13 protein-coding genes are annotated in these 13823 nt (G+C 67.5%); 2 read left to right on the top strand and 11 right to left on the bottom strand.

Annotated features, from left to right (window positions below; genetic code table 11):
- Positions 1 to 96 precede the first annotated feature (96 nt).
- Positions 97 to 1056 (top strand): hydroxymethylbilane synthase, encoded by a 960-nt coding sequence (gene hemC / locus G455_RS0113170; protein ID WP_028094134.1) that lies wholly within the window; start codon positions 97 to 99, stop codon positions 1054 to 1056.
- Positions 1057 to 1203: 147 nt separating this feature from the next.
- Here the strand turns inward: hemC and G455_RS0113165 are convergent, their stop codons facing one another.
- From G455_RS0113165 to G455_RS0113145, 5 genes are all read right to left on the bottom strand, one after another.
- Positions 1204 to 1785 (bottom strand): amino acid synthesis family protein, encoded by a 582-nt coding sequence (locus G455_RS0113165; RefSeq protein WP_028094133.1) that lies wholly within the window; start codon positions 1783 to 1785, stop codon positions 1204 to 1206.
- Positions 1730 to 2620 carry a UPF0280 family protein gene (locus G455_RS24065; RefSeq protein WP_084437069.1) on the bottom strand — a complete coding sequence of 297 codons (891 nt, stop codon included), beginning with the start codon at positions 2618 to 2620 and terminating at the stop codon, positions 1730 to 1732. Before G455_RS24065 ends, G455_RS0113165 begins: the two co-directional genes overlap by 56 nt.
- Before the next feature lies 1 nt (position 2621).
- Positions 2622 to 4079 carry a 6-hydroxynicotinate reductase gene (locus tag G455_RS24060; protein WP_051312474.1) on the bottom strand — a complete coding sequence of 486 codons (1458 nt, stop codon included), beginning with the start codon at positions 4077 to 4079 and terminating at the stop codon, positions 2622 to 2624.
- A gap of 243 nt (positions 4080 to 4322) precedes the next feature.
- Positions 4323 to 7058, bottom strand: coding sequence for a molybdopterin-dependent oxidoreductase (locus G455_RS0113150; RefSeq protein ID WP_028094132.1), 2736 nt, complete (start codon positions 7056 to 7058; stop codon positions 4323 to 4325).
- Positions 7055 to 7897, bottom strand: a complete 843-nt coding sequence (locus G455_RS0113145) for an FAD binding domain-containing protein (protein WP_028094131.1) — start codon at positions 7895 to 7897, stop codon at positions 7055 to 7057. The genes G455_RS0113150 and G455_RS0113145 overlap by 4 nt, the downstream gene beginning before the upstream one ends.
- Before the next feature lie 105 nt (positions 7898 to 8002).
- Here G455_RS0113145 and G455_RS0113140 point away from each other — a divergent pair, with 105 nt between their 5' ends.
- Positions 8003 to 8434 carry a MarR family winged helix-turn-helix transcriptional regulator gene (locus tag G455_RS0113140; protein WP_028094130.1) on the top strand — a complete coding sequence of 144 codons (432 nt, stop codon included), beginning with the start codon at positions 8003 to 8005 and terminating at the stop codon, positions 8432 to 8434.
- Between the two features lie 157 nt (positions 8435 to 8591).
- Here G455_RS0113140 and G455_RS0113135 read toward each other — a convergent pair whose 3' ends face one another.
- Genes G455_RS0113135 through G455_RS0113110 form a run of 6 tightly spaced genes read right to left on the bottom strand, consistent with a single transcriptional unit; the run spans position 8592 to position 13797 of the window.
- The gene (locus G455_RS0113135; RefSeq protein WP_028094129.1) at positions 8592 to 9287 is read right to left on the bottom strand and encodes an ABC transporter ATP-binding protein; all 696 of its coding nucleotides are present in this window, start codon (positions 9285 to 9287) and stop codon (positions 8592 to 8594) included.
- Positions 9287 to 9997, bottom strand: coding sequence for an ABC transporter ATP-binding protein (locus tag G455_RS0113130; RefSeq protein ID WP_035366731.1), 711 nt, complete (start codon positions 9995 to 9997; stop codon positions 9287 to 9289). Before G455_RS0113130 ends, G455_RS0113135 begins: the two co-directional genes overlap by 1 nt.
- On the bottom strand, positions 9994 to 10938 hold the full coding sequence (locus G455_RS0113125) for a branched-chain amino acid ABC transporter permease (RefSeq protein ID WP_028094127.1): 945 nt from the start codon (positions 10936 to 10938) through the stop codon (positions 9994 to 9996). Before G455_RS0113125 ends, G455_RS0113130 begins: the two co-directional genes overlap by 4 nt.
- Positions 10935 to 11861: a branched-chain amino acid ABC transporter permease gene (locus G455_RS0113120; protein ID WP_028094126.1), complete on the bottom strand. Its 927-nt coding sequence runs from the start codon at positions 11859 to 11861 to the stop codon at positions 10935 to 10937. Before G455_RS0113120 ends, G455_RS0113125 begins: the two co-directional genes overlap by 4 nt.
- Before the next feature lie 14 nt (positions 11862 to 11875).
- Complete coding sequence (locus G455_RS0113115) at positions 11876 to 12511, bottom strand: LysE family translocator (RefSeq protein WP_051312473.1); 636 nt, start codon at positions 12509 to 12511, stop codon at positions 11876 to 11878.
- Positions 12511 to 13797 carry an ABC transporter substrate-binding protein gene (locus tag G455_RS0113110; protein ID WP_028094124.1) on the bottom strand — a complete coding sequence of 429 codons (1287 nt, stop codon included), beginning with the start codon at positions 13795 to 13797 and terminating at the stop codon, positions 12511 to 12513. The genes G455_RS0113115 and G455_RS0113110 overlap by 1 nt, the downstream gene beginning before the upstream one ends.
- Positions 13798 to 13823: the final 26 nt, after the last annotated feature.

Raw genomic sequence — 13823 nt, 5'->3', positions numbered from 1 at the left:
GCCCCCTTTCATATCCCGGCTACGCGTCCCTTTCGCGCAGGCATTTGTCAAGCCCACGGTTGCCAGGCAGCAGGGCTCCGACTAAAGGAGAACCCCATGAAAACCGCTCTGCCCACCCCCGCCGCGCCGCTGAAAATCGGCACCCGCGGCTCACCCCTGGCCCTGGCCCAGGCCCATGAGACGCGTGACCGGCTGGCAGTGGCCTTCGACCTGCCGCCGGAGGCTTTCGTAATCGTGGTGATCAAGACCACCGGCGATGATGCGGCGCTCATCGCCAAGGATACCGCGCTGAAGACACTGGGTGGCAAGGGGCTTTTCACCAAGGAGATCGAAGAACAGCTGCGGCGCGGCGATATCGACATCGCGGTCCATTCGATGAAGGACATGCCGGTGCTGCAACCGGCGGGGCTGGTCCTCGATTGCTACCTGCCGCGCGAAGATGTGCGCGACGCCTTCGTGTCGCCGGGGCTCTCGGGCTGGGACGGGTTGCCGCAGGGCGCGGTGGCCGGCACCTCCAGCCTGCGCCGGCGGGCGCAGTTGCTGAACCGGCGGCCCGATCTGACGGTGGTGGAATTCCGCGGCAATGTGCAGACCCGACTGCAGAAGCTGGACGAGGGCATCGCCGATTGCACCTTCCTCGCCATGGCGGGGCTCAACCGGCTGGGACGGACGGATGTGCCGGCGACCCCGATCGAACCGGAGCAGATGCTGCCCGCCATCGCGCAGGGTGCCATCGGCATCGAACGGCGCAGCAACGATACCCGCGTGGCCGGGATGCTGGCGGCGATCCACGACACCCCGACCGGCCAGCGGCTTGCTGCCGAGCGCGCCTTTCTGACCGCGCTCGATGGGTCTTGCGAAACGCCGATTGCCGGGTTGGCGGAATTGTCCGGCGGCAGCCTGCGGTTGAGGGGCGAGGTGTTGCGCCCCGATGGTTCCGAGGCGATCGCCGACGACCGGAGCTGCCCGATCGAAGATGGCGCAGCCCTCGGGACCGAGATGGCCCGCGATCTGCTGGACCGCGCAGGCCCCGGCTTTTTCGACTGGCGGCGGTAAGTCGTTCCCCTCGGGAAAGCAGGGGCGCTGCCCCCTCTGAGGCTCCGCCCCTTCGCAGGCGAAACGCTCCGCCGGAGCGTTTCCGGGCAGCCTGCTCAGTCCCCGGGATACTTTTAGCCAGAAAAAGAAAGGCAGCGGGCCGCGCGATCAGCGCAGCCCATCCTCCCCCCTGACCTCCTCTGCGGCGAGGCCGCCCATTCGGTTATGGATACGCGGCCCCCGGCTCATCGCCAGGGCGAAGAGCAGCTCGCCCGCGCGCGGGGCATCGGCCACCCCCACCTCCATCGCATCGAAATGGCTGCGCACATAGGCGGCGTTGATATGGCCCAGCGGCACGTCGACCCGGGTGCCAGGGCCGCCGACCTTCATGGCCGAGGGCACGATCGCCTTGGCCTCGCCCAGCCGCTCGCGCATGGCATAGCCGCCCGGCACGTGCCAGAGCGCAGTATGCTCCAGCTCACCGCCCTCGCCGGCCAGCGCCGCCTTGCCATAGCCGTCGATCCCCTCGATCCCACCCATCGCCTCGATCAGCCGGTCGGTCATCATCAGGCCCAGCGGCTTGAGGTCATCCATCGCCGGGCGCAAATCCTCGACGTAGCGCCCGGCGAAAGGGTTCTTGACGATGGCGATGATGGCGGCGCGGCGGCGCGGCAGCTTGGCGGGCGAACCGCCGTCATGGTGAATATCCTCGATGAAGATCATCGTCTTGCGCAGGGGGAAGTCGGGCATGGGTTTGGTCCTTGAGTTGCAATGTCTGCGCCGCGCCGACCGCGCGGGACTGGCCCGCGAGGGACAGCACGGCGGCGATGATAAGTGACCCGTCGCGGCAGATCTCGGCAAAAGCGGCTCCGCGGGAGAGGGCGAAGGCGGCCTCCGCCGCGCTGAGCGGGACGAGATCGACGGTGACAAGCCGGTCGCCCAGATCGCTGTCGGGGGCGAGGCTGCGCGCCGGCACGCGGGTCACCTTGGCGCTACCCGGCAGATCGATCGCATTGGCGATCATCGTGGCGGCGGCATCGGCCTGGGCGGCAGTACGCGCCAGCACGGTGACGCTGTCGGCGATGCCGAGGGAATGGCTGCGACCATGACGGCCAGAGGTGGCGATGCCGCGCACCGGCATGTCGGCCCCGATCACCGCGCGCCCTGGTGTGCCGCCCGCCAGCGCCGCGGTGAAGCTTGCGCCCGGGGACAGATGCAGCGCCAGGTCGCCGCCGTTGTTGACATAGGCGCGTGTCAGCTCGCCGGCCTCACGCATCGCCGCCAGCACCGCCTCGGCCACGGCGCCGGCGACGGCAGCCATGGGAGTGATGAAGTCGGGCGCGAAGGGCCTTGTCGCCGCGTGCATCCGCCGGGCGATGGCGCCCCCGGGCCGGGCGCCCACCGGCGTCCGCAGCAGGGGGAGTTCAGCCACCAGCTCCTCCAGCACCGTGTCGAACCGCCGGATCGCAGCCTCGAATGCGGCGGCGCGCCCCGGCCCCTCGGCGTCGAGGATCAGGTCGATCGGCCCGTGCTGCAGGTGCAGGCGCCGCCCGTCGGGCAGAAAGGCGACCTGAGGGCCAGACATCTCAGCCCGCCTTGTCCGCGGGGGGCACGGCGCGCAGATCGGCGCCATATTCGCCACCGTGTTCGAGAATGTCGTCAATCGGGCGGGCCTTGTCATCATGCCCACCGAGCGCCCGATATTCGGCGCGCGGCAAGGTGAATTCCAGCGGCGCGACGATGGCCGGGGTGGGCACATAGCCGAAGGCATTGTCGGGCATCCGGGTCACATCGGCCATGATGGTGATGCCACCGCCCGGCCAGACATAGGCCGGCGCGCCCCCCACTGTCACCCGGGTGCGTTCGGCCTGGACCGAACGGGTCAGCCGCACCGGGTTCTTCGTCACACCGGAGCGCAGCGAGCCACCGGCGCCGCCCATGAACATCACGGTGCAAAGCGCGGGCTCGCAATTCTCGGCAATCAGGTCGACCGAGGGTTTCAGCCTCTCGGGCAGCGGATACGGTTGCGGCACCAGATCGGCATCGAGCACGTAATAGCCGTATTGCTCCCCGGTGGTGGAGACCATCAACAGGCTCAGCCCCGGGTGTGCGCCCTTCTTCGGATTCCAGGCGCCCAGGATGGTCAGCGGATCGGTGATATCGGTGCCGCCCCAGCCCAGCCCGGGCTCCGCCACCTGGAAATAGCGCCCGGGGGTGGAGCGGCGACCGTTGATCTTGATCCCGGTGTCGGGCCAGCCAAGCACCTTGCCGGCCTGATGTTCGCTGACCACGCCGGTGATATGATCGTCGACCACCACCACCTCCTCCACCAGCCCCTGCCACTGGCTGGCGAACATGCCGATGGTGGCCGATCCGCAGCCGACGCGCATCCGCTCCTCGCGATGGCCATCGACGATGGGGGGCAGGCCCGCCTGCACGATGACGGTGGCGCCGCCGTCGACCGCCAGTTCCACCGCCTCGCGGTTGCACAGCCGCATCAGCGTGTCGCAGGTGATGCGGCCCTCAGGCTTGGAGCCGCCGGTGAGGTGATCGACCCCACCCAAGGACATCATCTGCGAGCCGTATTCCGAGGTGATCATCAGCCCCACCGCCTCGCCCCCGACGCGGATCACCGCGCCCTCGGGGCCCAGGTGACGGTCGGTGTCGATCTTCACCTTGACGCCGCAATAGGAAAAGATCGCCTCGGTCACCACGGTAACGAAATCGGCACCATCGACCTCGCGCGAGACGATGAAGGGGGCGGGCTTGTAATCGGGATAGGTGGTGCCGGCGCCCACCGCGGTGACGAAGAGATCGTCGTCATGGATCAGCCGGCCATCCCATTCGGCCTTGAGGAAAGGGCGGACTTCGTCGCCCTTGGCGATCCTGCGGTCGAGCACGGTCAGCGGATCGCAACGGACGATACGGCCGCCTTGATTGGCATAGCGGTCGCAGGCCCCGGCGCGGCCTTCGGCGATATAGCACATCACCGGACAGGCATCGCAGCGGATCTTTTCTGCGCGGGAACGGGGTTGGTCGGTCATGTCAGGCCCTCCTGCGAACCAGGAGCGCGCTGAACACCGGTACCGCCCGGCGGCACGCCGGGCTACGCCTGCCTGCCCCCCGGCAGGCGCATTCGCGCCCGCCCAGGCAGTCGCTACCCTTCTCAATTCTGAACTGTCGTTGACGCGAAACGGCCTTTGGTGAGACATATACTGAAGATGCGTTGCCCCGACATGCAGAACCAGCCTTCTGTCCTACCAGCCTGAGCTTCGCGCGTGCCCCCCTCATCCCTGCGCCTCCCGGATCGCTGCCAGGACCCGATGCGGCAGCGCCGGCAGCCGGGTGATTTTTGCCCCACTTGCATGGCGGATCGCGTTAAGGATCGCCGGCGCGGTGGGGATCAGCGCGTGTTCGCCCAGCCCCTTGGCGCCATAGGGACCCTCCGGGTCGGGGGTCTCGATCAGGATCGGCACGATCTCGGGCATGTCGCCCGCGGTGGGGATCAGATAATCATGCAGGTTCTCGGTCCGCCCCGGAATGAATTCCTCCATCAGCGCCAGACCCAGCCCCTGCGCCACGCCGCCCTCGATCTGCCCCTCGGCCAACATCGGGTTGATCACCCGGCCCAGATCATGCGCCGCGGTCAGCCGGATCACCCGAACGGTGCCCAGCGCCAGATCGACCTCGACCTCTGCCAGATGGGCGCCATAGCCATAGACGGCATAGGGCCGCCCCTGCCCGTTCTCATCCAAGGCCTCGGTCGGCGGATCATAGCTTTCCTCGACCGCCAGGGCATAGCCATGGGGATCAACCGGTTGCCCCGCCAGGTCGATCCGCCGCCGCTCCGCACCATCCGTCACGATGACGGCGCCCGGCTCGAACCCGATGCGGGCGGTCTCTCCCATATTGCTCAGCGCCAGAAGCTTCGCCCTGAGCGCCTTGCCGGCGAGATAAGCGGCATTCCCCGACACCACCGTCTGGCGCGAGGCCGAGGTCTTGCCGGCATCCGGGGTCAGCGCGGTATCGGGGCCGATGAAGGTGAATTCGGACAGCGGCACCCCCAGCGCATCGGCGCAGATCTGCGGGATCACCGTATTCGATCCCTGACCAAGATCGGTGGCCCCCTGGTGCAGCCGCAGCCGTCCCTCGGGTGTGATCCCCAGCCGCATGGTCGAGGGGTTCGGCATGCCAGTATTGCCGCAGCCATACCAGCAGGAGGCGACGCCGACGCCCCGCTTCACGCCCTGATGGTCGGCGTTGAACGCCTCCGCCGCCTCCAACGCCCGCACCCAGGGGTCTTGCAGCGCATCAAGACAGGGGCCGATCCCCACCCCCTGCATCTGCTGCCCGCAGACACTGCGATCACCATCGCGCAGGGCGTTGCGGCGGCGGAACTCCAGCCGGTCGATCCCGGCCATCAACGCCAGATCGTCGAACAGCGTCTCTTGCAGGATACCCGCCTGCGGCACCCCGAAGCCGCGGAAGGCGCCCGAAGGCGGCCCGTTGGTATGCACCGCCCGCGCCTCGGCATGGTAATTCGGAATGCGATAGGGGCCAGAGGCATGAACCGGCACCCGCACCGCCACGGTGGGTCCCCAGCTGGCATAGGCGCCAGTGTCGAAATCGCCGTCGAACTCCATCGCCAGCAACCGACCCTCGTCATCGACACCAGCCCGCGCCACCATCTTCGCCGGGTGCCGCTTGGTGGTCGAGGCCATGCTTTCGCGGCGACTATAAACCATCCGCGCCGGCCGCCCGGTCTTAAAGGCCACCAACCCGATCAGCGGCTGCAGGGAAAGATCGAGCTTGGAGCCGAACCCACCGCCAATGGCAGAGGGGATCACCCGCACCCGGTCCTGCGGCAGGCCCATCAGCCAGGCCATGTCGTCGCGATCCATCACCGGCGCCTGGGTGCAGGCGCGGATGACCAGAACGTCGCCCTCCATCCAGGCGACACCCGCCTCGGGCTCGATATAGGCGTGTTCGACAAAGGCGGTCTCGGCCTGCCCTTCGGCGATATGGACAGCGCCGGCAAAGCCCGCCTCAGGATCGCCGGTATGAACCAAGCCACCGATCAGGATATTACCCTCGCGCCCCGGATGCAGAAGCGGCGCCCCGGCCGCCCGCGCCGCGGCAGTCTCAAGAAGCGCCGGTTCCTCCTGCCAGGTGACTGGGAAATCATCGAGCTCCAACGCCTCGATCACCGCCGGCTCCCCGGCGATGGCCGCCACCGCCTCGCCCCGCATCCGCACGCGGCCATCGGCCAGCCCGGGCTGATCGGCGCAATCGGGGATCACCCCGAAGAGGTTGCGCCCCGGGATATCCGCCGCGGTAAAGACCTGAACGCCCTTCGCCGCAGCCCAAGCCCCGACATCGCCCAGCGTAAAACACGCCGCGAAATGCGGTGCCCGCAGGGCGCGCACCCAAAGCGCCCCCGCCGGCATGTGATCGGCGGCGAAGCTTTCCCGCCCGTCGACCTTGGGCGCGCCATCGAGCCGTTCGATCCGCGCCCCCACCGCCTGACCGGCACCCAGCATGTCGACAGGATCGGGCCGCCCCCCCTGCCCGGCCGCATCCAGCACGGCCGAGATAATCTTGGCATAGCCGGTGCACCGGCAGAGCACGCCCCCCAGCGCCACCTCCACATCTGCCCGCGTCGGCGCCGGGTTGACCTCCAAGAGCGCCGCGGCGCTGGTCAACATCCCGGGCGTGCAGATGCCGCATTGCGCCGCGCCATGGCGCAGAAAGGCCGCCTGCAGATCGGCAGTCCGCGCCGCCAGCCCCTCGACCGTCACCACCGCACGCCCCTCGGCACGGATCGCCGGGGTCAGGCAGGCGCAGACCGGCTGGCCGTCGATCAGCACGGTGCAGGCGCCGCAATCACCCGCGTCGCAGCCCACCTTGGTGCCCGTGAGCCCCAGATCGCCGCGCAGCGCCTCGGACAGCCGCCGCCCCGGCGCCGCCTCGAGCAGAACCGGCGTGCCATTGAGCGTCAGCGAAATCCCGACCGTGTCCTTCATGCCAGGGCCCCCGCACAATCCGCCACCGCCCGCCGCAGCACTTCCACCGCCGCGCCCTGCCGATACCTCGCATCGGCGCGGATATCGTCGATCGGCGATAACGCATTGGCCACATCCCCGGCCCGGATCGCCCTGGCCAGATCGGCCAGAGGCAGGCCGGTCAGGGCCGCCTCCACCGCCGGCAGACGGCTGGCCACCGGCCCGCAGGCGCCGACCGACAACGCCACTTCGGCCGTACGCCCGTCCCGCGCCACCAGCCGCACCGCCACCATGACAATGGAGATCACCAGCGACTTGCGCGCGCCCAGCTTCAGAAACCGACTTGCCCCCGCCCCTGCCGCCTTCGGCACATGCACCGCCAGCAATAATTCCCCCGGGTTGAGCGCGGTGCGGCGCGGCCCCTGAAGGAACTCCGCCACAGCCAGCCGCCGTGTCCCCGCGGTCGAGGCCAGCTCGACCTGCGCCCCGAGCGCCAACAGCGGCGGCACCCCATCGGCGGCGGGCGAGGCATTGCAGAGATTGCCACCGATGGTGCCCGCGTTCTGAATTTGCCAGGCGCCCACCTCGCGCGCGGCCTGGCGCAACATATCAAAGCCGCCCGGCAGTGCGGCGCGCGCAATCTCGGCCCAGGTGGTGATGGCGCCGATCCGCAAGCCCTCCGGCGTCTCGGAAATCCCGCCCAAGCCCGCAATGCCGGTGATGTCCAGCACCGGCCCCGGCAGAGCCGCGCGTTCCGTCGCCGGGAAAAGATCGGTGCATCCGGCAGCAACCCGCACCGGTGCCGCCGCCAAAGCAGCCAGCGCCTCTTGCAATTCGCTGGGGCGCAGATACAGGCTCATGGCCACACCCTCGCTCTGTTGGACAGGATTATTGTTCGTATACAAACAGACTCTGAGACAGCGCTCCCGCCCTGTCAACAAAACTGGCCCCAAAGGGGGATACTGATGACCCAGCACGATGACAATCTGCCCAGCTATCGGCTCGATCCCCAGGTGGGCTTCCTGCTCAGGCGGGCCAACCAGCGGCATCTGGCGATCTTCGCCCGTGGCATCCCTGAGCTGACCTCGACTCAATTCGCCGCCCTCGCCAAGCTCTGCGAGCTGGGCCAGGCCACCCAGAACGCACTCGGCCGCGCCACGGCGATGGACGCAGCGACGATCAAGGGGGTCGCGGACCGGCTACGCAAGCGCGGGCTGATCGCCACAGCCCCCGACCCCGACGACCAGCGCCGCCTGACCCTCACCCCGACGGCAGAGGGACGTGCGCTCTATGCCAGCCAGGTTCCCGCCGCCCATGCGATCACCGCCGAAACGCTGGAGCCCTTGAGCGAGGAAGACCGCACAACCTTCCTGCGCCTGCTCGAAAAGCTGACCTGAGCGCCCGAATGGCGCTCCGCGCCATGCCTCCGGCGGCCGTATTTGGGCCGAGAAGAAGCGCCAGAGCGCGGCGCTCGCCTGTTTCTCTTCGTGACAAATACGGCGGGGGGCGGCCGCAGGCCGGGGGGCAGAGCCCCCGACCCCGAGCGGGCCGGGCTCAGACGCCCAGATGTTTCGCGATCAGCCCGGGATCGCGCCGCAGTGCCTCGGCCTCGAGCGTTTCCAGATTGCGGCCGTTCTCGATGAAGGCGACCCGATCGGCGACCGAGAGCACCGCATCGACCCGTTGTTCGACCAGCAGGATGCCGACGCCACGATCGCGCATCACCGTGATGACATCGCGGATCGCCGCGATCATCGAGGGTTGCAGCCCTTCGGTCGGCTCGTCCAGCAGCAGGATGCGCGGCCTGAGACAGAGCGCGCGGGCGGTGGCGAGCATCTGCTGTTCGCCCCCCGAAAGCGTCTGCGCCCGTTGCGTCAGCCGCTCCCGCAGGCGGGGAAAGAGCTCTAGCGCATCCTCCAGAACCTCCGGCCCGGAACGGCCGGCGCGCAGCCCGATCTCGAGGTTCTGCGCCACTGTCAGCTCACCGAAAAGCCGGCGGCCTTGCGGGATATAGCCGATGCCGCGCCCGGCGATCTTATGGGCGGCCGGCTTGCTGATCTCCTCCCCCTCCAGTCGCACGGCGCCGGACATCAAGGGCAACAGCCCCATGATCGCCTGCATCGTGGTGGTCTTGCCGGCGCCGTTGCGACCCAAGAGGCAGAGGATTTCACCCGGGCTGACGGTCAGGCTCAGGTCGCGCAGGATCTGGGCGCGGCCGTATCCGGCGTTGATCTTGTTGAGCTCCAGCATCATCCGGTCCCCAGATAGGCGGCCTGCACCTGCGCATTGGCATGAATCTCGGCCGGGGTGCCCTCGGCCAGGATTTCACCGAAGTTCAGCACGGTCACCCGGTCGGCGGTCTCCATCACCACGCTCATGTTGTGTTCGATCAGCAGGATGGTGGTGCTGTCCTTCAGGCCCCGGATCAGCGCCTTGAAGGCGGCGACCTCGCCATCCGACAGGCCCTGCGTCGGCTCATCGAGGATCAGCAGGCGCGGCGCCTGTGCCAGCCCCATGGCGATCTCCAAGAGCCGCTGGTGGCCATAGCTCAGATCGCCGGCGGGCTGATCGGGGCGGTCGTGCAGCCCGGCCTGTTCCAGCGCCCGCATCACCACGCGGTCGACCTCGGCCCGGCCATGCACCCGCCGGCGGGCGGCCAGCGCCACGTTCTCATAGGCGCTGAGCCGCGAGAAGACCGAGGTGATCTGGAAGGTATAGGCCATCCCCAGCCCGATCCGACGGTGCGCCGGCAGGGCGGAGATGTCGCGCCCATCGAAGAAGACCTGGCCCGAGGTCGGCAGGATGCGACCGCAGAGCAGGCTGACGAAAGTGGTCTTGCCGGCGCCATTGGGGCCGATCAGAGCGCGGACTTCGCCTTTGGGCAGGTCGAAATCGACCTCATGCACCGCGCGCAGGCCGGCAAAGCTGCGCGACAGGCCACGGGTGGACAGAAGGCTCATGGCAGCCCCCTCCAGACCCTTGCCCGCAGCTCACCCGCCAGGCCTTGTGGCGCGAAGAGGGTGAGCAGCACCAGCACCACCCCCGCGACCAGCATATAGGCGCTGGTCACTGCGCTGGAGAGGTCGATCAGGTAGAACATGAAGAGCGTGCCGATCAGCGGCCCGATCACCGTGCCGGCCCCGCCGAGCAGCACCCACAACAGCGGAAAGATCGAATATTGCACCGAGGCGAAGGTCGCCCCGACATAGCCGAACAGGAGGCCATAGGCGGCGCCCGCCAACCCGCAGAGCGTGCCCGAGATCACCACCGCCGCCAGCTTGTAGCGAAAGACGTCATAGCCCAGCATCCGCGCGCGCTCCTCGTTCTCGCGGATGGCGATCAGCACCTTGCCGAAGGGGGAGCGCATCATCCAGAGCGTCAGCAGGAAGCCCGTGGCGAAAAGACCGAGGGCGGCGAAATACCGAGGCCCCGGCTGGGAGAAGTCGATTGCCCCCAGCATCCTGAGCGCCTGCGGCATCACCAGCCCCTCGTCCCCACGGGTCCAGGCCCCATAGTAGAGGATGATCAGATAGCCCGCCTGGGCGAACATCAGCGTCACGATCATGAAGCCGACCCCGGCGGTGCGCAGCGCCAAGAGCCCCACCACCAGCGCCACCACGATCGAGGCGACCAGCCCCGCACTCATCGCCAGCACCGGGCCGGCGCCGGCGTATTGCATCGCCAGCCCCATGCCATACATGCCGGCGGCGAAGAACAGCGCGTGCCCGAGGCTCAGAAGCCCGGTATAGCCGAACATCACGTTGTACCCCATGGCGAAGGTCGCCAGCACCATGATGCGGGCCAGGTTGCCGTGGTGATAGGCCGGCAGCAGGAACTGCAGCAGGAACAAAAGGGCCAGAAGCCCGCCGTGCAGGATCACCGTCTTGGTGCTGTCGCTCATCGTGGCTTCACTCCGAACAGGCCCTGCGGGCGGAACACCAGCACCAGCGCCACCAGCAGCGTGGCGAAGATCTTGGCCAGCATCGGCGAGAAGAAGACCGAGATGATACCGTCGCTGAGACCGATCAGGATGGCGGCCACCACGGTGCCGGGCAGGCTGCCCAGGCCGCCGATGATCACCACGATGAAGGACAATAGCAGCGGATCGCCCCCCATCAGGTAATGCGCCTGCTGGATCGGCACGATCAGCACCGCCCCCAGCGCGGCCAAAGCCCCGCCCAGACCAAAGACCGTGGCATAGACCCGCTCGACCGGGATGCCGAAGGCCAGCGCCATGTCGCGATCAAGCTGGGTTGCCCGCATCAGCAGGCCGATCCGGGTGCGCGACATCAGCGCCCAGACCCCCAGCAGCACCACCACGGCGGCAACGATCACGAAAAGCTTGTAGCTGGTCGTGCTCAACCCCCAGGGCCAGTACATCTGCAGCCCCGTGTCGCCCCATTCGAGCCAGGGCAACGCCAGACGACTGTTGAAGGGCGGCTCGACCGGGCGCGCCTCGGGACCATAGGTCATCAGGGTGACCTGCTGCAGGATATAGAGAATGCCGATGGTCGCCACGATGGTACGCTCCGGATCGTAATCGACCCGCCGCAGGATGGTGATATCGGCCAGCGCCGCCAGCGCCCCGACAGCGAGCGGCGCCAGGATCAGCGCGGCGACAAAGCCCAACGCCGGCGGCCCGCCGACATGGCTGGCGATCCACCAGGCCAGCACCGCGCCCAGCATGAAGAATTCGCCATGCGCCACGTTGACCACCCGCATGACACCGAAGACAAGGCTCAGCCCCACGGCGGTCAGCGCCAGAACGGCGGCCATCACCGCGCCCTCGAGCGAAGCGAGCATAAGGTAGGGTCCGAAATCCATTGCGTTCTTGCCTGCTAACTGCTCCGCCGTGCCGTCGCCAGAAGCCCCGCCATCGCCAGAAGGATGGCGCCGCTGATCCGTGCGGCCAAAGTCTCGCGCCCCGGCGTGGTCACGATCCGGCCCATGCGGGCGCCGGTGGCGGCATAAAGGCTCGCCACGGTGAATTCTATCGTCAGATAGACCAGCCCCAGCGCCCAGAGCTGGGCGGCGAAATCCGCGCCCGACAGCACGAATTGCGGTAGGAAGGCAGTGAACAACAGGATCGCCTTGGGATTGCCGATGGCGACCAGGAATTCATGCTGGGCCATGCGCGCGGTGCTGCGCGGCGCTGCCGGCTGCGCCTCGACCAGACCCAGCGACCCGCGCCGGATCATGCCGATCGCCATCCACGCCAGATAGGCGACACCGGCCCATTTCACGACGCCGAAGATCAGCGCCGAGGTTTCGAACAGGGTTCCAAGCCCCAGCGACACCCCCGCCAACAAAAGGGCGAAGGCGGCCATGCGGCCAAACAGGCTCAGCAACGTGCGACCGGTCCCGACGCGGATGCCATTTACCAGCGACAGCATGTTATTGGCCCCCGGCGTGGCGGCGACCAGAACAGCCGCCGGCACGAAGAAGGCCAGATGCGCAAGGCTCAGAACCTCCATCAGAACGGCATCTTGGTATAGTCGGTCTCGTCCGGATAGAACCCATCCTCAAGCGAGGTGGTGTGTTTCACCAGCAGCTTCCCGTCGGTCACCTGGCTGATGTACTGCTGGCCAAAGACCTGGTGGGTCTTGCCATTGAACCGCTTCGGCCCCTGCGGGTGTTCGTTGGACTGCGCCATGTCGGTCATCGCCTCGACCGCCTCGATCAACGCCGGACGATCCTTGAACGACTGATAGCCCGCAGCCTCCATCCCCGCCTTGATGACATAAAGCGTCTCCCAGCAGGCGAACATGTGGGCATAGGTCGAAACATCCTTGGGATCGGCGACCGAGGCACCATTGGCATCGACCCCCACCTGTTCGCGATAGAACTTGTCGAAGGAGGTCTGATCGGGCTGCGCATAGCGCGGCATGCCTTCCCAAAAATACGACCCTTCCAGGAATTCGAGCCCCGGGCTGGCGATATCGACCGCCTCGAGACTGTCGATGAAGCCGAACATCTCGGGACGGGAGGGGCCGAAGAATTCGCCCAGCTCCTTGACGAAGGTCAGGACGGCCGGGCCGACCATAACGTGATAGATCACTTCGGTCTCACGCGGGATCTTGGGGAAATACTTGGTGAAGGAGGTCTCGGTCGGCGGAATCGCCAGCTTGGCCACCACTTCGCCGCCCTGCGCCGCGATCGCCTCGGAAAAGAAATCGCGGTGATCGTGACCGAAGGCATAATCGGGATAGATCATGGTGACCTTCTTGCCGAGATTCGCCGCCACGAAGGGTGCCATTGCCTGAACCTGGCTTTTCACGTCGGTGATGCCGGGCTGGATAGTGTAGCGATTCAACCCACCGGAGGCGAGCTGATGGCCTTCGGAGACGATGAAATAGGGCAGCTTCAGCTCACCCGCACGGGGGGCGGAACCGGCCACCACGTGGGAAAACAGCGTACCATAGCCGATATCGCATTTCAGTTGGGTGGCGAATTTCTCGACCACCTCGGCGCCACGCTTGGGATCGGTGCCGTCATCCTCGATGACGATCTCGACCGGGCGGCCATTGATACCACCGGCCTCGTTGATCAGCCGGGTCGCGGCTTCGGTGGTGCGGCCATACCAACGGCCATAGGCGGCACCGATCCCGGTCCGGTGCATCTGGAAACCGATGCGGATCGGTTCAGAGGTCTGCGCCTGGGCATAGCGCGCCCAGAACGGCAGGCTGGTGGCCGCGGCCGCGCCGCCCGCCAAGGTCTTCAGCGCGCCGCGCCGAGTGGTTCCCGTGGTCTTGATGGTCATGGCATGTCCCCCATGCGTCAAAGATG

It is taken from the genome of Pseudodonghicola xiamenensis DSM 18339 (genome assembly GCF_000429365.1).
GTDB classification, from domain to species: Bacteria; Pseudomonadota; Alphaproteobacteria; order Rhodobacterales; family Rhodobacteraceae; genus Pseudodonghicola; species Pseudodonghicola xiamenensis.
Note: the sequence above shows the minus strand (reverse complement) of the source record. Positions and strands in the feature narration are given on the sequence as shown.